The sequence below is a fragment of the Aeromonas sp. 3P genome (genome assembly GCF_051919745.1).
GTDB classification, from domain to species: Bacteria; Pseudomonadota; Gammaproteobacteria; order Enterobacterales; family Aeromonadaceae; genus Aeromonas; species Aeromonas veronii.
In genome coordinates this window covers 4,015,165-4,033,158 of sequence record NZ_JBQBED010000001.1, presented here as the reverse complement: position 1 = coordinate 4,033,158, position 17,994 = coordinate 4,015,165, and the positions used below count along the sequence as shown (strand labels likewise).

Below are 17,994 nucleotides of genomic sequence, written 5' to 3'. Positions count from 1 at the left end.
CTCAATATTCCTTTTTAAAAATTACAATTGAGTTTCCTTGTTGCAGACATTCAAATGCCGACATATCAAGATTGGATAGGTTAATATCAAGATGGAAGGGAAAGAGAGCCTGATCATTCAAGGCATCATCAAGAGCAATACTCTCTTTGCTTGATGAAATGAGCAAAGCATCAAGCAGCCAATTTGCTAGATGACTATTTATGCTGACTCGTTGACTAACAATGGAGTAAGAGGCCGGACTCATATTTCGCTTTAATATGCCTAATTCCATTATGGTTCTTAATACGGCACTTAATGCTCTGCTGGTGGCTTCAGTTTCACCATAAAGCATACTCATACGCCGAAGCGCTTGGGCATAAGTAAAAGTATTATTCAGCCTTGATTGTCGGCCGATAAAGCGAGCGACTTCGGCAAAGAACGGCTTTCTCGCAATTAACATGCCCCAATGAATAGGTAAGGAAAATGATTCAGCCTCTTTATGTAATACAATACCTTTATCAAAAAAATTCTTTGTGTAATGGTCTACTGGCTGACTCCACACCGAGGTGAGCAAATTCCGCGCTTTACGGCGGTTTTCTTTGGAAACAATATACGCGCTTAAAAAGTTATCAAGATTATCATTAAGTTGTGCATATTCAGCCCCGTTTGCTACCCAACGAAGAGATTGTTCAAGCCACTCTTTTTCAACATGGCGACAGAAACCGGGAGTTTTAACCATAACTTATTGTTTTCTATTAACTATTATTAATGGAACGATAACCTCGTGGAGACTGATCCCCCCGTGCCCCACAACGACATCACCTTTGCCTTTAAAAGCACAATCAGCATTGGCGAGTAGTGGGTAGGTCGCTTTGGGAAGCCCTAGTTCAGGACCAGGCCATGCTATCACAGATCCATGGCAGGCTTGAGCAGTACTGTCACGTAATGCAGGATCGTGGTAGATCCGTACTCGTTCGCCTCTGGTATCAGCTTTCACTCCCTCATTGATATATCCGATTCCCGTCGCTTCCTGGCTGCCATGATCTGAAGTAATGATAATTTCAAAGCCTTTGTCTAATAATTCTGCAATTTTCTCTTTGAAATTCCAGTCGGTTAGCCAGCCATCTACGACCATATTCAAAGCAGACATTCCATTTTTTATACCGTGCATTTGCTCATCAATAAAATTTATGACGAACCCGGCTACTTTAACGCTTGGTGGAGTTATCAACTCTTGCCATGCGTCATTTGATAACGACTCAATTTTTTTGGCATAATTTATTTCTCGTTTGGCGAAACCTTTACCCTGCCAATAATCCAGCCATAGCTGCTCCTCTTTGCTGGTAGTCAGTAAAGACTCTGCAAAGGCAAAAGGTTTCTTGCCAGAGAATAAGGCCTGTCGTGATATTGATGTAATCGTTGGAACCCAAGAGAAACAGGCATGTTCTTCCAAAGATATATTGGCACACAACTGCAAGTGATTACGCAATAATGGCCACTGTCGAGCTCCCATGCCATCTAAAACCAATAAACATATTTTTTTGCCACTATCCACGCGCCGTGATAGCCAATCAGGGACTTTATGCAACATTGCAGGATAGCGAACCGTGGGAGTAGTTTGTAACTTTATAAAATTTAAACGTAGCCATTTTTGAAATAGAAAATCTGCAGTGGTGTTTAATTTCTTTATTTCTTCGAAAAGAGCAGCAACAGGAGGTTGTTTTTTGTTTTCATAAAACAATGCATTCATAATCCCAAGCGAGTGGGATTGTTCAAACCAAAATTCAGTATTAATACTTTCTAATTCACATTTTTCAAAGTAAGCCTTGGCATTTTTCAATAAAAGGCTTATCCGTTCTCGCTCGGTTATCTCAGGCTCTTTGGCTATACCAAACCAGGCCCAATGTCCTGCGGGCAGGCCGTCTGTTTTCACCGGTTTGATAATGCCCTCGGCAAACAAGTTGTCGATAAAAACACGAATATCACTATCTGCAAATGGTACTACAAGTTTCTCGCTTGGCCACGCAGTACTTGCAATAGCATTAGGTAACTCACTATGCAGATACATTTCCCATTGTTGCTGCAAGAAATCAAAAAATGCACTCTTGTTTGGAATTAATGCATTAAAGTCCCAATATTTAAATTTCGGCGAAAGACTGAGTAGACGAATGAGGCGCTCTTCAATCTGCGTTGGCATCTCAATACCAACATAGTGTTTTCTGATTAACAGCCTAACAAGGTCTGTATTAGTTTGGATCGTCTCAGGGGCTATGCGATAAATATGACGAAGTAAGAAGTCGAGGCTGGACTGCAGATTTAGTTTGCCAGGCGTATATAATTTCAGTGCATCCATTGCCGACTGGAGTAACGACGCCGGGAGCAATCTGATGGCCGATAAATCAATGTCTTGAAAAAACTCAGATAAGTGAAAGTTAATTTCACTTGATTCGACCTGAATGTCACAAGGGATAAATAGCTCTCCCTCTTGACCCAGACGGATTAAGAGGGAGTTTTTTTCGTCCGTTTTCTCCATGCTTCATACGTTAGTCGAAGTGCGAGAGGATCCTTGTCATCAAATAAAATTGCATCTTTTTTTTGCAAGGCAGAGGATATTTTAGGCTCAAAGAGCAGTCCATCAGGATCGTTAACGATGTAAACAAACGAACCATCCAAGTTTACTTTTTGAATAACATCATCCTGCCAAGTCATATTTATCCTTTAATTTCAAAAACGGCGTGCAGCATCATGTCCGGAATCGCGTTGCGCTTTTTGTCCAGGTCCTGACGCCACTGTGCATATTCACTATTAAGTTGACGCAAACGGTATTGACGAACCTCTGGTAATCCAACGCGCTCTATCGCGCGTTTTCGTGCGTTAAACGAGTATTCGCCTTTCTCATAATGGTTATCTAAATCGGCCTGAGTGGCTGCCAACATGCTCTCGAACATCGCTTTGCCTTCCTGTTGCGCTGCCTGATGTAGCAGGGCATAGACTGACTGATGTTCAGCCGGTGCGGCGGCCAACTCATGAGGCAAGATGTCGAACTCTTTACTACAGACCGCATCCCAGACTCGCTGTGACGCTGTAGCATAATACTGACCATTCGGTTTTATATAGACAGGCATGTATTGGCAGCGACGCTCTTGGCCTGCCACCAGGCGGATACTCCACAATGCCCAGTAACCATTGGCTCCCGCTGGTAACGACTTTACCCTGACACAGGGGATCGGTTGTGCTTCACTCCAGACCGGCAATTGGCTACATAGCCCTCTGATCTTGGGATTTTCCAATGTGAGATGGGTAAGCTCGGGTCGTTGCTGGGCCTCTTTACCCATAAAGGTGACGCCACTCCATGCTGTGCCATCAGGCCAGATTAGGGTATGTCCACCTTCCTGATCCTCAATGAAATCCGCGGATTGCTGCATGCTGCGTTGCCAACGCAAGTAATTGGTAACCATGCTCTGTATCCAATAAGGCAGCGGGTGGTTCAGGGCTTGGCGATAGTCGTCGGCAGATAAGGGATCATCACCGCCAAACAGCGCATCCTGCTGCCGCTTATCGACTGCGCCGTCTCTTAATGTAGCCAAGGCTTTGGCTAGCTCCTGATCCATTAACGCAGGATCCGTGATAGAAGCGATAAACAATTCATCGAACAAATGATTGGCGGCGGAGGAGTCCAATACATCGCTGGTCTTATCAACACCAAACTCATCCAGGATGATCTGCAACTTGGTCTCGAGAACTTCACGAACCCTGTGCTCGACAGTATCTTCAAGCACGAAATTCAGGGCTCGAACGATATGCCGTTGGCCGATACGGTCGACGCGGCCAATACGCTGTTCCATGCGCATCGGGTTCCAGGGCATATCGTAGTTCACAATTACATGGCAGAACTGCAGGTTCAAACCTTCACCACCGGCATCGGTGGAGATCAGAATGCGGATGTCACTAGCAAAGGCGGCTTGCACTTTTTTGCGCTCTGCCAGATCCATGGAGCCGTTGAGACAGACCACACTGATCCCCCGTTCAATAAAAAACTGGGCTAGCATCTCTTGGGTTGGCACAAACTCGGTAAACACCAACATCTTCAGATGTGGGTTACCCTCTTCTTGCTGGAGTCGGTATAACCACTCGAGCAGCGCTTCGGCTTTGGCATCATTTTCGGCACTGACGCACTGCTCCGCTAACGTCAGTAGGCGGCGAACATCATTCTTCTCATTCTCCAGCGAGGCTTGGCATTGTGCTAATAACTCATCTAACTGGGCTTGACCATCCAGATCGGCCCACTCATCGGCAAAGGCAAGGGGCAACTCCTCTTCAACCCGCTTGTTTTCCAACACATTGAGTCGGCGAGCAAGGGTGCGGGCGATGGCCGCACTGCTGGAGCTTACTAAGCGCTGCATCAGGATCATTAAAAAGCCAATGGCATTTTGCTGTTTGGCTTGCGCCTGGTTGTAACCCTCCTTGATGTACTCGGTGACCTCTTCGTAGAGATGACGCTGCAAGGCATGCTGATCTTGCCAAGCCACCGCAACCAGTTCGGTTTGTCGGGGGTTAAACAGCGGTTTGCCTTCGCCATCAATGGCGATCCGCTTTTCAGTGCGGACTACAAAGGGTTGAACCCGCTCTTGGGTCACAGAGCCGACATCTGGGAAAGCCTCAGCATCCAGAAGCGCCATCAGGCGATGGAAGGCATCGCTTTTGCCTTGATGGGGAGTGGCGGAAAGCAGCAACAGGTAGGGGGCGGCTTCGGCCAGTCCCTGACCCAACTTGTAGCGGGCGACCTGATCGGTACTGCCGCCGAGCCGATGGGCCTCATCAATGACGATCAGATCCCATCCTGCGGCCAACAGATCATCAAACCGTAACTTGTTGTATTCATTTAGCTGTTTAAGTGTCCAGCCTTTGCGGCTTTCGATGGGCTTGATACTGTCAACCGGGCAGACCACCTGATCATGGCGCGACCAGATATTCTCCTGATCATGTTGCGATTTTTGCTCACTGGGCAGCAGCAGCTGAAATGACTCGTTAAAGTGAGTCTGCATTTCGCTGACCCACTGACTAACCAGCCCTTTCGGCGCACAGACCAGAATACGCTTGGCCAAGCCGCGCAATTTCAACTCGCGCATCACCAGCCCAGCTTCGATGGTTTTTCCCAGGCCAACTTCATCGGCAAACAGATAACGCACCTGTTTTTTACTCATCGCCTTGGTGAGCGCCTTGAGTTGATGTGGTAGCGGGATCACATTTGATTCGATCGGGGCTAACAGTGTGTCTTCTTGCTGAGCGTTGGCAATTTTCGCGGCAGTGGCTAGATAGCAGAATGCCTCAGCCGTCACCACTGGCTGTGCGGGCCGAGGGGTGAGATCGACAGCCGGTACCTTGAGCACCACATCTTGTTGCTGCAACCAGACGCGATAAAACTGCTGGCCCCAAAGGCCAGCGGTTTCGATCACTTTGACATATTGTTGATGGGCCTGACTCCAGGCCCAGTCTCCTACCTGCCACATGACGGTTTACCACTCATCGTCGGTATCGACCTGACTCAGGGTCACGGCCTGGTCGTAATACATCAGCAGTACCGGATCCTCTTCCAACACATTGCTGGGCAACTTCTCGGCCACGGCGATCAAAGCGGCAAACTCCTGCTGTTCCCAGAGTGTCTTAAAGCCTGTGCGCACTGCTTCAATGCGGAACACCTTGAGCTTCTTCTTGGCTGCCTTGTACTCTTCAAACTCTTTAAGCAGCGATTTTTCTCGCAACTTTTCCAAGTCACCCGCTTTATTGGGATCAGGGACATACCATCGATCTTTGGCTTTGGCTATCAAGGAAGAATCATTTTTCGCCAGGTTACGCAGCTCTTTCCAGTTACTGGATAGATAACTATGTATTTGATCTGGTACCTCATCCTGACCGTCATAACAGAGAAAGTTTTGGCTTAGCAGTTCGCGCAGGTCTAGGGTAACTTCATGCTTACTAAAGCCACTGAGTTGTTGCATATATTGAGGATTAATATCAGCAGATATCTGTGGCTTGTTTTTGAGAAGCTGGCGAAGCCAATCAATTGCAGAAGCTTCGTCCTTGACAAAAATCGAAGCTTGCATCAACTCTCCAGATATCAGCTTTTTCTTATCGTACTCAGCAACTTGCTCCGGCAGGAAATACATACCATCTCGTTCAATAAATCTTTCCAATAAGCCAAGTTGAAATTCTTTGCTATCAATAGGTAATTGGTATCCTTTTCTAACATAAAAGGATACCAATTGATCAAACAAAATTCTATGGTCTCGTTCTGGGATTTTTTGAAGCTGATCCCCACTATTTTTAGATGCGGGTAAAAAGCTTAGATGTGAACGAATAAAATCCCAAACCATACTAACCTCCCCCGAATTTAAAGCAATTTTCTCTTCAATTTTTTTATCAGGTTTGTAAGCAGATATAACAAGATCTTGCTTTACAGAGGTCGTATTTGTTACCGCATTAAAACTACCTTGTTGTTTATCTAGTGCTGCAACATTTGCGACAACAAAACCCGCCTCTTGAAGTCCAGATTGAATGGCATTCCAAACATTAGCTTGTGTATTAGAAAACTCAACTGTCATCCAATGACCTGTTTTTAACACTCTGAAAAATTCTTTAAAAGCAGATCTCATAGAGTGCATGTAAAATAGATGATCTTTTTGATGTACATAATTCATTACGAAGTCATTTGGTGTGTTTGTTTTTACTTTTATCCACGCTTCAGCAAAAGAGTTAAGTTCTGCATATTGGAAATTTTCGCCAAATGGTGGATCGATAAAAATATAATCAACACTATCTGTTTTAATATAACCAAGCTTACCTGCACTCTGCGTTGAAACACAGCTATTACCAGTCATATTCCGACTTAGACTCGAGACTCCTTTCAATTTCCGTCTTAATACATCAAATACATTTCTTTCTAAATGAATTGATGGTGTAAATAAAGTTCCTGCGACACCACCACCACCACCGAAGTAGCCTTGCTTGCGGGAAATATAGTTATTTATGCCTGTAAGGCAAAATCTAAATAATGATGTGTAGTCAGGGTTAGATAATTCCAGCTTCCATAAAGACCCGTAAACATATAGTGCTCTTGGCGTATACATCCAATGGACATGACTGATTCCGCTGCCATTAATTAATTTATTAGTCTGTCGGCCATTTTCAAACTTACAAACTGGAACGGAGGATAGCTTTGGTAAATCATCTATTTTTTTAATTAACGCATTATATATTTCCTGTGTTATTTTTATTTCTTGTGATTTCGTACCGGACTTGACTGTCTGTTCTACCAATACTAGTTTTGGTTTTTTGACAGTGGTCCCTGTATATTTATCAAAGATATATTCAAAAGCTCGTTCCAATTTGGCAGCACCATCATTTTTTGATGTTGCCTTTCCTACAACCCCTTTACAAGATGGACATTTGAACGTTTTTTCAATATTCCCGCTGACCACAGCTGAACTCCAATAAATAATTTCAGATGTACAGTGTGGACAATGGAAAACATCAGACCAAACGCCATTCAAAACCCTCTCGGAATCCATTTCATACATCCAGCCAATACTTTCCTCAAGTATTGAAATTGCATTTAATGCCTCTGTATAAAAACCTTCAATATTGAATAATTTACCGTAGGTGTGCGTTATGAAACTTGCGATAGGGGATAAATCATTTAAAATCGGATTTCTTAATCCGATTTTTGAAATTTTTTCATTGTTAGCTTGCGAGATATAACCTTCATTATCGACGTTAAATCCTAATTCCCGAATAAAAGAAACATCTCCGCATAATTTAGATGCCACGCCTGTCATACCTGTACCAGAAAAACCATCTAAAACAATGTCTCCTGGATTGGTATAATGAAGAATATATTTAGCTATTGCTTTTGGTGGAACTTTAGTGTGGTATGTGTGTGCATTATATATTGGATCATTTTTACCTTCGCTAACATCTGCGGCAAATGGCTCACGATGATATTCCTCATCGCATTTTGGTTTTTGTGTTTCCCATTCCGCCACCAAATCGCCAATCCAAGGATTAGGGCAAGCCGTGTAATAGGGGGGATCGCTTAAATTTAAAATGTCCTCATCGTTACCTATCGGAAAGCCTTCAATCTTCCGAAACTCAGGATCTTGCAACTTTTCTGCTAACAGACCTAAAAAATAATCACGGCGAGCCTGATCGTTGGCAAAAGTTTTGCCCAAGCAGGTCACCGGGCCTGCCGTCTGATCTTGTTGTGGGCAATCACTGGAAAATAAGCTGTCTTGCTGCATGGTGCTTCCTATAGCGGGTGCAGTTTATACCGCACCCGCGACTCTTGATTAATCGATGATGATGCGAACTTTCGCGATGTCTTTGCCCTGACAGAGTTTGCTGAGCAGGCGGTTAAAGCGTTCAGCGATTTCGTCACGGCCCTGAGGCAAACCTTGACCGAGTGCATGCACGAGTTCGGCTGCGCTGACTCGCACCTCCTCCAACCCGGCGAGAACCAGATTGACCGCCTGAACAAAGGCGGAATCCAGTGGGTCAGGTAGCTGCCCTTGCTGAATAAAATCACGAATTAACTGTGCCTGTTCGGCTTTGAGCAGATCCAGATTAATAAAGGGGTCATCAAGCAGGCTGCTCAGGTTACTGAGCCAATCGCTTTGCAGGCTGTCAAGCCGCTGTTCCAGACTCTTTAATTGTTCACTGGCTGGCGCCTTGCCGCTCTCTTGGCGAGCATTAAACTCCATGGGGTTGGCATTCATCGCCAGCAGCTTTGGGTCGATAGGCTTGGCGGCTTGCAATTGCGCCGCCTCCTTACGCCACTCAGCCAGTTGTGTGGCCGGGAGCAAGGCGATACCGCTTAAGATCTCCAGCTCAGCCAAGCGTTGGTCATTCAACAGCTTGGCTTTGATCTTCTCTTCGTTGCCGTCGAGTCGCGCTCGCATATAGAGCTCAACATAGTATTTGGCATAGTCGGTTTTCAGCGCCGACAATGTGCTGAGCTGCGCGGCCTTAAAGCTGTCATCACCGCGCAGTGAGGGGTTGGCCAAACCTTGGCGTAGGGCATCCCGCGCCTGCTTGACTTGCTCTTGCCAAGCGTGAGATTCGGGCAATACCTGCTGCGCCTCTTTGAGATAGGCGCAGAAGGGGGCTAGATCGCCCACTACGGTTTTGAGCTGCACAAAGTTGTGCCATGTCTGCAGCATCTGTTGGTATGTGGCGATGTCAGCCGCCGTCACCTTAAGATTTTTCAGCTTGCCCGGTTTGTCGTAGCGCGCAATGGTTTCCAAAAAGTTCTTCAGCTCGCTCAGCTGGGTGGAGAGCGTCTGCTCCTCGCTCTCTTCCAGTACTGATTGCCCCCACAGCGGCAAGCGATCCTTAACGCTCTGCTGCCCCTTGACCAGCTCGTTAATCAGCGCCTCAGTGCGCTTTAACATTTCCCGCACCACGCCTTCATCGCCTTGCTGGATCGAAGTGGCTAGGCCATCATTCATCTCCAGCAGGGTGAGCAAAGCTTTTAATGCGGTGATATTAAAATCCTTGGGCGCCTGGATATGTTTAAAGTCTCTGAGCACATCAAAGGCAATGGACTTGAACTTGACCACATCGCTGGCGGTCAGGGTGTGGCCGACTACCACCAACTCGAGCTCGCCGCTGTAAACCAAACAGGCGATCAGCACTAGCAGCCATTCAGGCTCCAGGCGGAAGCTATCGGGCTTAAAGTAGAGGCGGGAGTTGATGGCCTCCAGCAATTCGGCTTGATTGACCACTTGCCCTTGCTGCTTGCTTTGCAGGACGGCCAAAACGGCTTGGGCATAACGCGATTGCAGCGGAGCGATTTTATCACCATCCAATAATTCCAACGCATCGAGCACGGCATTGGCGCGCTTGGTTGCTGCCCCACCGGAGACGACACTTAACGCATCCTTGGCTGCGCTTTCGATGTTATCGTAGGTGATCCATTGGCTAAAGCTGGGATACTCGGGTGCCAACGCTTCAAAGTGATTGGCCAAAATATGGCTGGCAACGGCTTCGAAGATATCTTTGAGACTGCCGATCTGGCTATCACCAAGTCCGGAGATGTTGCGCACCGAGGTGCCTTTTAGCCAGTCCATCATCGGCTTGTTTTGCCCGTTATATTGGGCAATGTAAGCCTCTTTGAAGTGGCTCTTGAGCCAGGTCTGCATCTCTTTGAGATAACCATCAGCCTTGAGTTTGTAGACATTCTTAGCGTTACCGGTAGCCGAAGCATGCAAGTCGATGGCTGCTGCGTAGTAGTTCAAGCAACGATCAAACTCGGCATCGGCGTTTTGCAAAACAAACAGCACTTCATCGCTACGGATAAACTCTTTTTTCAGCTTGGGCGGGTTATAGGGCTGAATAAAGTACATGTAATAGTCGAGCGGAGGTTTGGCTGTCTCGCGCTCATTGGGAGAGCCGAGGAACATCCAGCCGGGGCGGTTGACGTTACGATCCAACCATTTGAGCTCGTGCCGCCACATCTGAATATTAGGCTGCTGGGTATCAGTTTCTTCCAGGATCTGCAGCATGGCTTCACGATAAGCACCATTACGGCTGTCATCGGTCAGCAAGGGCACCTTGTTTTCGATATAGGCATCAAAATCTTCGGTCTTTTTCAAATCCAAAAAGAATTGATCGTTGGCCTTGTTCTTGGAAAAGAACTGGCCGTTGACGGTTTTACGGATCTTGGTCAATACCGCGACGATCTGGGTTTCCAGGTTTTTGCTCTTTTCCCCTGGCAACTGTTCGATACCGGGTAGATAGAGGCAAAGAGAATCACGTAGCTCGGCAGCCGTAGCCCCCATCTCGTTATAAACATCGCCGACGGACAAACGATGGATGGCCAGTCCGGCGACCAAGCGCTTGGCAAAATCGATCTCCGTAGCGGTGGGATAGGCTTGGTCGATACGCGTAAACAGGGTTTCACCGACCTCAATAACCTGACCGATCTCCGGGTTGGTTTTGGCGCTCGGGTCGCCTCTAAGCTCATCCCAGTAGGTGTCGTAAGAAAACACGCCAGGCTTATCGGTAGGCACCACCTGCTCCATCAAGGCTTGCATCTGCCGCGACAGGCTACGCAGTACCTGGCGTTGCTCTATACCCGCGCCCCGCACGCGCTCGAAGGTATTGATGTAGTCAGGGTGCACTGGGAACATGCGCACAAACTCATCGAGGCGTTCGTTCATGCGGTCAAAGCAGGGGGTGAATTGCTGCAGGTACTCGCGGATCCAATGCAGTTGCTGGGCATCTTTTTTGAGCAGACGCTCGGCGACGACATATTTGATATCGTCACGGGTAATCAGCACCTGCTCGGCCCGGTCACGGATGCGTTTGACTTCTTGGGTGGCGAATGCAAGTTGCGTGCTATCAAAGATAGCTTCTTGCACACCACAGATGAAACGGAAACGGGTACCATCGATCACTTCACCCATCACACGCATCATGGCCATATCCAACGGCAGCTGCTGCTGATTACGAGAGCGCAGGTAATCGAGGATTTCGTCACAGATCAGCAGCAAACCTTGGTCGGGATAGCGCTCGTGAAACAGCGCCATCATCTTTTCAAAGTAGGGTTTGTGATTGGATGAGATTTCCTCCATGGCCGGGAATTGGTAGTCGATACCCATCTCAGCCAGGCCTGATGTCAAGTTGTCGGTGACAATATCGGCAAAGGCTTTTTTGCTAGCACCGACTTCAAAGCGGATGACTTTGAACTTGCCAGCAATCTTGTTCGCGGCTACACGCACCTTGTCGTTAGTGATGAATTGGGCCAATTCTGGAAACTCGGCGACGGCCGAGATCACCGACATCAAATGTGATTTACCGGAACCGTAGTTACCGACCACCCAGAGAGATTTGTTATCAACGGATTCGTCAAACTGAAGCTGAGGAATGATGATGTCCGCCAGCTTTTGCGACATTTTGTCCGAGATGACATATGAGGCCACCAACTGTTGAGCCTTTGACTGTTCTGCCGACTCTTTGAGTTTGATGATGGTGGTGACGGGCTCAAACTGAATGAGCTCCCCGTACTTTTTCATTTTTATCCCCTTTGCTCGGTAACGTGAATGATGGGCACGTTGGCCAAATCATTCGCAGAGTAAGATTGATAGTCGTCCCGTCCGGGGACGGAAAAGGTTAGAAATCGTTCTGTAATCTGACCAGGCCAGATGGCCACGATAGGTTTGAGGCGAGCTAAATCCTGGAGCTGACGCAGTGGGTCTAGTTCCAACGTTGGCTCAAACAAAACTTGGATCCTGTCTAGCCATACAACATCAGACGCTATGCCATTCAGCATTTGAGCAATGATGTCTGAAACATGGCGAGACCGGTCATTGCATGATAGCGGTAACAGCCGCTCACATAACTGTTCTGAAAGCTCAAGATATGTCAGCCCTTCTGTTTCACGAGCAGACCTGATGATTTGTGTAGGTGAGTTGATGACTAGCACCAAGGCGCTAGATTGGACACTCATTCTCAACAGGGCCTTGTTGGCTTCCGCTTGCAGCTCGTATGCCGAAGATACGCTTGTTACATGGATTGGTTGCCCGAGCATCGCTCTCTGCTTAATGACACAAATAAATTGGCATATTCTAGCGATTTCAACTTGGTCTGTCTCATCAGAAACCTTGAGATAGCGTGTCTTTATGAATCGCCCCGGCTCTCCAACTGACTGGGGATCCACATAACCACCCAACTGGAATCAAGGCTGAGACACGGATTGTGACTCATACTGACCTCTTTGTTATTTGTCGGCGCCATGGTACGCCATCAGTGGCATGCGGGACTTGCGCTGGTTCAAAGGTGGCGCGCTATAATGTCTGTATATAAATACAGGTGTTATTACCATGAAGCTGTTAACCCCAGACCCATCACCCGCCGAGGTGACCATCCCGCTGTTCTTGCACCGCGCCTCTTGCGGCTTTCCCAGCCCAGCCAGCGACTATCTGGAAGGGAAGTTAGACCTCAACACCCACTGCGTGGCGCACCCTGCAGCAACCTTCTATCTGCGTGCCGAGGGGGAGAGCATGACCGGGGTCGGCATCTTTCCCGGTGACTTGCTGGTGGTCGATAAGAGCCTCACCCCGCGCCATGGTGATGTGGTGATTGCACTACTCGATGGCGGCTTCACGGTAAAGACCTTGCAGCTCAAGCCGAGGTTGCGGCTGTTGCCAGCCAATCCGGCGTTCGCGCCTATCGACCCTTGTATGAGCCTCTCCCTGGAGTTGTTCGGAGTGGTCACCCATGTGATTGGCAATCTGAGGCAGCGTGATGGCTATAGCGCTCGTTGATGTAAACAACTTCTACGCCAGCTGTGAGCGGCTGTTTCGCCCTGAGCTGCGTGGCCGCCCGATCGTGGTGCTCTCCAACAACGATGGATGCGTGGTGTCGCGCAGCTCCGAAGCCAAGGCGATGGGTATCAAGATGGCCGGGCCCTACTTCAAGATCCGCGAGCGGTTCGAGGCGCATGGCGGTGTGGCATTCAGCTCCAACTACGCGCTCTATGGAGACATGTCTGGCAGGGTGATGAGCACGTTGGAGACCATGGCCCCCGAGCTGGAGGTCTACTCCATCGATGAAGCGTTCATGGCGTTGTCGGAGTCGTTTGCCGGGGACCTGACAGCCTATGGACAACAGATCCGGCAGCGAGTGTGGCAGTGGACCGGACTAACTGTCGGGGTTGGGATCGGCCCCACCAAGACCCTCGCCAAGCTGGCCAACTATGCAGCCAAGAAGTGGCCTGCCACGGGCGGCGTCGTGGACTTGCGTGACGAGCTGCGCCGTGCCCGGCTGATGGCTATCACCCCGGTGGACGAGGTGTGGGGCATAGGACGGCGCTTGGGGGCCAAGTTGGTGGCACAAGGCATCAACACCGTGGCTGACCTGGTGGCTAGCGATGCCAAAGGGTTACGCGCCCAATACGGCGTGGTGGTCGAGCGGATCGTACAGGAGCTGCGTGGCCTGCCTTGCGCAGAGCTGACCGTTGAACCGGCTGCGAAGCTGCAGATCCTCTCGAGCCGTTCCTTTGGTGAGCGCGTGACTGGCCGTGGAGAAATGGCCCAAGCGTTGTCAGGCTTTATGGCTCGCGCAGCCGAGAAGCTGCGGGCCGAGGGGATGTGTTGCCAGCGGGTGCACCTGTTCGTGCGAACCAGCCCCTTTGATGAACAAGCCCCTTACTACAGTGAGCAGGCTGGCGTCCGGCTGGTCTGCCCTAGCGATGATACCCGGTTGCTGCTGCAGCAAGTGAACGTGTTGCTACCGCAGATTTGGCGCGACGGTTACCGCTATCAGAAGGGAGGTGTCATGCTGAGTGAGTTCACCCCCAAGGGGCAGCAACAGGCTGACCTGTTTGCCCCGTCCTCCGCTCAATCAGATGCGCTGATGGCTGTGATGGACCAGATCAAAGCCAAGGGATTGGGGCGCGTAGGCTTTGCCAGCCAGGGCACGGGGTCGCCTGAGTGGATGATGCGACAAGAGCACCTGAGCCCCTGTTACACCACACGCTGGGAGGACCTGCCGGTGGCGAGGTAGCCCTGAGTCGGTTAGCTGCGAGGCTAGGTGGTTACACGTCAGGATCCAGTACCTCCCAACGTCCGCTCTTACGCGGCCCAACAAAGCGTAATCGCCCTTCTTTGACCAGCATGGCAACAGCTCTCTCCACTACACTTCATCTGCTATTGCATATGTGCTGAACTAGTTGCTCAAATTTGATGAAGTACTACTGGCTGTGATGTATGAGCGCTTCAGGAGCATAGGTAAAATGAAAGAGCCTCGCAGAAGAGGGAAAGGTGGGAAACCATGCTTTTTGCAGTGAGATCAAGACGGTAGGATAGCGCATACTTATAACATATGCGTCCCCCCCCTTGAAATACAGAACCCGCGATATGGTGCGTCGCAGGTTCTGAGTAGCTAGAAGTTAGATAAGAATGTTAAATCCACCTTGGGACTTAAAAGACTCCATTTCAGCTCAGAGTATGTGTGCGGAGGCGGTGTTAGTGGTGCCGCTCGGTACCAGAGCACCGGAGACCATCACAACCACGTCACCTTTCAGACCCATGCCGATTTCCAGCGCGGCTTCTTTACCGATGCGATAGAAATCGTCGGTAGAGGCGATGCTGTCAACCACGTGAGCAACTACACCCTTGGTCAGAACCAGCTGGGCAGCAGTTTTCTTGTTGGTGGTGATAGCCAGGATCCAGGCTTTCGGGAAGTACTTGCGAATGGCCTTGGCAGACTTGCCGCCTTCGGTAGCGACCACGATCAGCGGGGCGTCCAGCTTCTCGGAGGTCTCTACGGCGCCTTTACATACGGCTTCGGTGATGCGCAGCTTGTTGCTGTCGTTGGCAGCAGACAGGTTGGACGGCATCACGGCATCGGTACGCTCGCAGATGGTGGCCATGATGGTCACGGCTTCCAGCGGGTACTTGCCCTTGGCGGACTCACCGGACAGCATCACTGCGTCGGTACCGTCCAGGATGGCGTTGGCCACGTCGCCAGCTTCGGCACGGGTCGGACGCGGGTTCTTGATCATGGAGTCCAGCATCTGGGTGGCGGTGATGACCACTTTGCGGGCTTTGTTGCACTTCTCGATGATCATCTTCTGGGCGAAGATCACTTCTTCTACCGGGATCTCGACACCCATGTCGCCACGGGCAACCATGATGCCGTCGGAGACAGCCAGGATCTCGTCGAAGTTGTCCAGGCCTTCCTGGTTTTCGATCTTGGAGATGATCTGGATGTTCTCGCCACCGTGGGCTTTCAGGTGCTCACGGATTTCCAGAACGTCTTCTTTCTTACGGATGAAAGAAGCAGCAACGAAATCAACGCCTTGCTCGCAACCAAAGATCAGGTCGCGCTTGTCTTTCTCGGCCAGGGCCGGCAGCTTGATGGAGACGCCCGGCAGGTTAACGCCTTTGTTCTCGCCCAGGTCACCGTTGTTCAGTACTTTACAGATAACTTCGCGCTCGGTGATTTCGATAACGTCCAGACCGATCAGGCCGTCATCAACCAGGATGCGGTTGCCGACGCGCAGATCGTTGGCGAAACCTGCATAGGTCACGGCCACTTTGTCTTTGTTGCCAACCACGGTCTGGTCGGTGGTGAAGGTGAAAGTCTGGCCAGCGACCAGCGCGACGTCGTTGCCGCCTTCCAGCTTCATGGTACGGATTTCCGGACCCTTGGTGTCCAGCAGGATAGCTGCGTGCTTGCCGGTCTCGGCCATCACAGCGCGCAGGTTGCTGATGCGGCTGCCGTGCTCGGCGTAGTCACCGTGGGAGAAGTTCAGGCGCATGACGTTCATGCCGGCGTCCAGCATTTTGGCCAGCATTTCTTTGGATTCGGTCTTCGGACCGATGGTGCAGACAATTTTGGTCTTTTTCATGTCAATCTTCATTGTGCTGTTGTCATCTCTTCAATGTGAAATAGTCAGCGGGTCAGGACAAAGGCGGCCAACGCCGGCAGTCCTCTGCCCTCCCGATCAAACAGGGCCTGGTTCTCCCAGCCATTGCCGAGGGGCTCATCTATCCCGAGGAACGCCATGCCAGCGCGACTGGCCCAACTGTCGCCGGGGACCCGGATCCAGCCCGGCTCCCAATAGACAAACCCGAGCCCGAGCTGATCCGGCACTGCGGCAATAGCAGCACGCAGTGCATCGAGAAACGCTAGTTGCCCCTCGGGCGTCGCAGCAAACCCGCCGCGTACGGCCTCCTGCTCACCGAAGGCGTTACGAACCTCGTCCTGGTTGACGGTGTCATGCCCATAGGCGGTCTCAACGACCAGCAGCGGACGCCTGATTTGGGTGGCAAGGCTGTTCATGGTGCGCGAGAGGTCGCCCAGAGATCCGTGCCAATATGGGTAGAAGGAGATACCCACCAGATCGAACGGCACATCGCGTACCTGCATCGCCTTGAACCAGCGTAGGCACTGAGCCTCATCCCCTCCTTCAGCAAGATGTAGCATCAGTCGTGGGGTGATACCCCCCTCGCTGCCAGCACGGATCCCGGCGATGGCCGCCTTGAGCAACTGGGCTAATCGATCGAACCCCTCCTCTTCTTCTTGCCGGTGTAGTTGCCCCTGCGGCCACAGCATGCCGTTATTGAGTTCGTTGCCGACCTGCACCATTTGCGGTGGCACCCCGGCCTCGCGCAGGCGTTGTATCACGGCGGCGCTGTAATCGTGCAGCATTGCCGCCAACTCTGCATCCGACTTGCCTCGCCAGGTCCGTGGCGTGTGCTGCTTGCCAGGGTCGGCCCAGAAGTCGCTGTAATGAAGATCGAGCAACCAGGGCAGGTTGAGGGACCGGCTTCGCTGCGCCAGTGCAATCACCTTTTCCAAGTCATTGTTGCCACCACCAAAGGGTTCCCCCTTGGCCGAACGGGGATCGACCCACAGCCGCAGGCGTACCAGGTTGAGGCCACGCTTGCGCATCAGGGTTAGCAAATCCCCCTGCCGCGTTCCGTCTTGATAGTGAACGCCCAGGCGCTCGAGTTCGGCCAGGGTGGAGACATCCGCCCCTCGGATGGCCAGGTTATGAGGAGCGGCACCAGCCCCTGCACTGATGGCTCCCAGCATGACCAACAGTGGCCAGCTCAGCGGGGGGCGCATCCTAGTGCTGCTCCGGCTCGTGCAGTTCGAACCACTGACCGAGATCACGACGCAGGTTGTCCGAGCGTTTGCCGAAGATAGCCTGCACCTCGTCGCCGATGATGATGACGCCTATGGCGCCGAGACGCTGCAGCGCCTCGCTGTCGACCGGCTGCAAGGCATTGACCCTGACCCGCAGCCGGGTCAGGCAGGCGTCAAAGCCCACGATGTTGTCGCGCCCGCCAAAGGCAGCGATGAGCGCGGTGATGGCCGCTTCGTCCAGCCCGGAGAGCGGTGCCTCGGCCGATTTCTCCTCCTTGTGGCCGAGGGCCGCGGCGAACAGCCGCTTGAAGTCCTGCATCTTGACCATTTGAGTCTCCTAAACGTAAAAAAGAGGGCGAA

General features: G+C 50.6%; 12 protein-coding genes. 2 read left to right on the top strand and 10 right to left on the bottom strand.

The window, feature by feature from the left end:
- Position 1 precedes the first annotated feature (1 nt).
- The 7 genes from ACTG19_RS18705 to brxF are packed head-to-tail and all read right to left on the bottom strand — an operon-like array spanning position 2 to position 12,694.
- Positions 2-718, bottom strand: a complete 717-nt coding sequence (locus ACTG19_RS18705) for a hypothetical protein (protein WP_139730806.1) — start codon at positions 716-718, stop codon at positions 2-4.
- Positions 719-721: 3 nt separating this feature from the next.
- Positions 722-2,512 (bottom strand): BREX-3 system phosphatase PglZ, encoded by a 1,791-nt coding sequence (pglZ, locus tag ACTG19_RS18700; RefSeq protein WP_439989402.1) that lies wholly within the window; start codon positions 2,510-2,512, stop codon positions 722-724.
- Positions 2,479-2,688 carry a hypothetical protein gene (locus tag ACTG19_RS18695; protein WP_439989401.1) on the bottom strand — a complete coding sequence of 70 codons (210 nt, stop codon included), beginning with the start codon at positions 2,686-2,688 and terminating at the stop codon, positions 2,479-2,481. The genes pglZ and ACTG19_RS18695 overlap by 34 nt, the downstream gene beginning before the upstream one ends.
- Before the next feature lie 2 nt (positions 2,689-2,690).
- Positions 2,691-5,489, bottom strand: a complete 2,799-nt coding sequence (locus ACTG19_RS18690) for a DEAD/DEAH box helicase (protein WP_438417121.1) — start codon at positions 5,487-5,489, stop codon at positions 2,691-2,693.
- Between the two features lie 6 nt (positions 5,490-5,495).
- Positions 5,496-8,276: a DNA methyltransferase gene (locus tag ACTG19_RS18685; RefSeq protein ID WP_439989400.1), complete on the bottom strand. Its 2,781-nt coding sequence runs from the start codon at positions 8,274-8,276 to the stop codon at positions 5,496-5,498.
- Positions 8,277-8,324: 48 nt separating this feature from the next.
- Positions 8,325-12,050 carry a DUF6079 family protein gene (locus ACTG19_RS18680; protein WP_439975015.1) on the bottom strand — a complete coding sequence of 1,242 codons (3,726 nt, stop codon included), beginning with the start codon at positions 12,048-12,050 and terminating at the stop codon, positions 8,325-8,327.
- Between the two features lie 2 nt (positions 12,051-12,052).
- On the bottom strand, positions 12,053-12,694 hold the full coding sequence (gene brxF, locus ACTG19_RS18675; protein ID WP_156852402.1) for a BREX-3 system P-loop-containing protein BrxF: 642 nt from the start codon (positions 12,692-12,694) through the stop codon (positions 12,053-12,055).
- A 163-nt stretch (positions 12,695-12,857) separates the two neighbouring features.
- Between brxF and umuD the strand changes: the two genes are divergently transcribed.
- Complete coding sequence (gene umuD, locus ACTG19_RS18670) at positions 12,858-13,301, top strand: translesion error-prone DNA polymerase V autoproteolytic subunit (RefSeq protein WP_025327594.1); 444 nt, start codon at positions 12,858-12,860, stop codon at positions 13,299-13,301.
- Positions 13,282-14,541, top strand: a complete 1,260-nt coding sequence (gene umuC, locus ACTG19_RS18665; RefSeq protein ID WP_160881878.1) for a translesion error-prone DNA polymerase V subunit UmuC — start codon at positions 13,282-13,284, stop codon at positions 14,539-14,541. Before umuD ends, umuC begins: the two co-directional genes overlap by 20 nt.
- 436 nt (positions 14,542-14,977) lie before the next feature.
- On the opposite strand, the gene pykF is transcribed toward umuC, so the two are convergent.
- The 3 genes from pykF to ACTG19_RS18650 are packed head-to-tail and all read right to left on the bottom strand — an operon-like array spanning position 14,978 to position 17,962.
- Complete coding sequence (gene pykF / locus ACTG19_RS18660) at positions 14,978-16,390, bottom strand: pyruvate kinase PykF (RefSeq protein WP_339581704.1); 1,413 nt, start codon at positions 16,388-16,390, stop codon at positions 14,978-14,980.
- A 44-nt stretch (positions 16,391-16,434) separates the two neighbouring features.
- Positions 16,435-17,613: a glycoside hydrolase family 53 protein gene (locus ACTG19_RS18655; RefSeq protein ID WP_042080912.1), complete on the bottom strand. Its 1,179-nt coding sequence runs from the start codon at positions 17,611-17,613 to the stop codon at positions 16,435-16,437.
- A gap of 1 nt (position 17,614) precedes the next feature.
- Complete coding sequence (locus ACTG19_RS18650; protein ID WP_042080911.1) at positions 17,615-17,962, bottom strand: glucose PTS transporter subunit EIIB; 348 nt, start codon at positions 17,960-17,962, stop codon at positions 17,615-17,617.
- Between the last annotated feature and the right edge of the window lie 32 nt (positions 17,963-17,994).

Bases quoted from the DNA above. Each gene is read 5' to 3' on its own strand.
- umuD (WP_025327594.1), top strand. From the start codon at position 12,858: ATGAAGCTGTTAACCCCAGACCCATCACCCGCCGAGGTGACCATCCCG.
- ACTG19_RS18655 (WP_042080912.1), bottom strand. From the start codon at position 17,613: ATGCGCCCCCCGCTGAGCTGGCCACTGTTGGTCATGCTGGGAGCCATC.
- ACTG19_RS18680 (WP_439975015.1), bottom strand. From the start codon at position 12,050: ATGAAAAAGTACGGGGAGCTCATTCAGTTTGAGCCCGTCACCACCATC.
- umuC (WP_160881878.1), top strand. From the start codon at position 13,282: ATGGCTATAGCGCTCGTTGATGTAAACAACTTCTACGCCAGCTGTGAG.
- pglZ (WP_439989402.1), bottom strand. From the start codon at position 2,512: ATGGAGAAAACGGACGAAAAAAACTCCCTCTTAATCCGTCTGGGTCAA.
- ACTG19_RS18705 (WP_139730806.1), bottom strand. From the start codon at position 718: ATGGTTAAAACTCCCGGTTTCTGTCGCCATGTTGAAAAAGAGTGGCTT.
- ACTG19_RS18695 (WP_439989401.1), bottom strand. From the start codon at position 2,688: ATGACTTGGCAGGATGATGTTATTCAAAAAGTAAACTTGGATGGTTCG.
- ACTG19_RS18690 (WP_438417121.1), bottom strand. From the start codon at position 5,489: ATGTGGCAGGTAGGAGACTGGGCCTGGAGTCAGGCCCATCAACAATAT.
- ACTG19_RS18685 (WP_439989400.1), bottom strand. From the start codon at position 8,276: ATGCAGCAAGACAGCTTATTTTCCAGTGATTGCCCACAACAAGATCAG.
- ACTG19_RS18650 (WP_042080911.1), bottom strand. From the start codon at position 17,962: ATGGTCAAGATGCAGGACTTCAAGCGGCTGTTCGCCGCGGCCCTCGGC.
- pykF (WP_339581704.1), bottom strand. From the start codon at position 16,390: ATGAAAAAGACCAAAATTGTCTGCACCATCGGTCCGAAGACCGAATCC.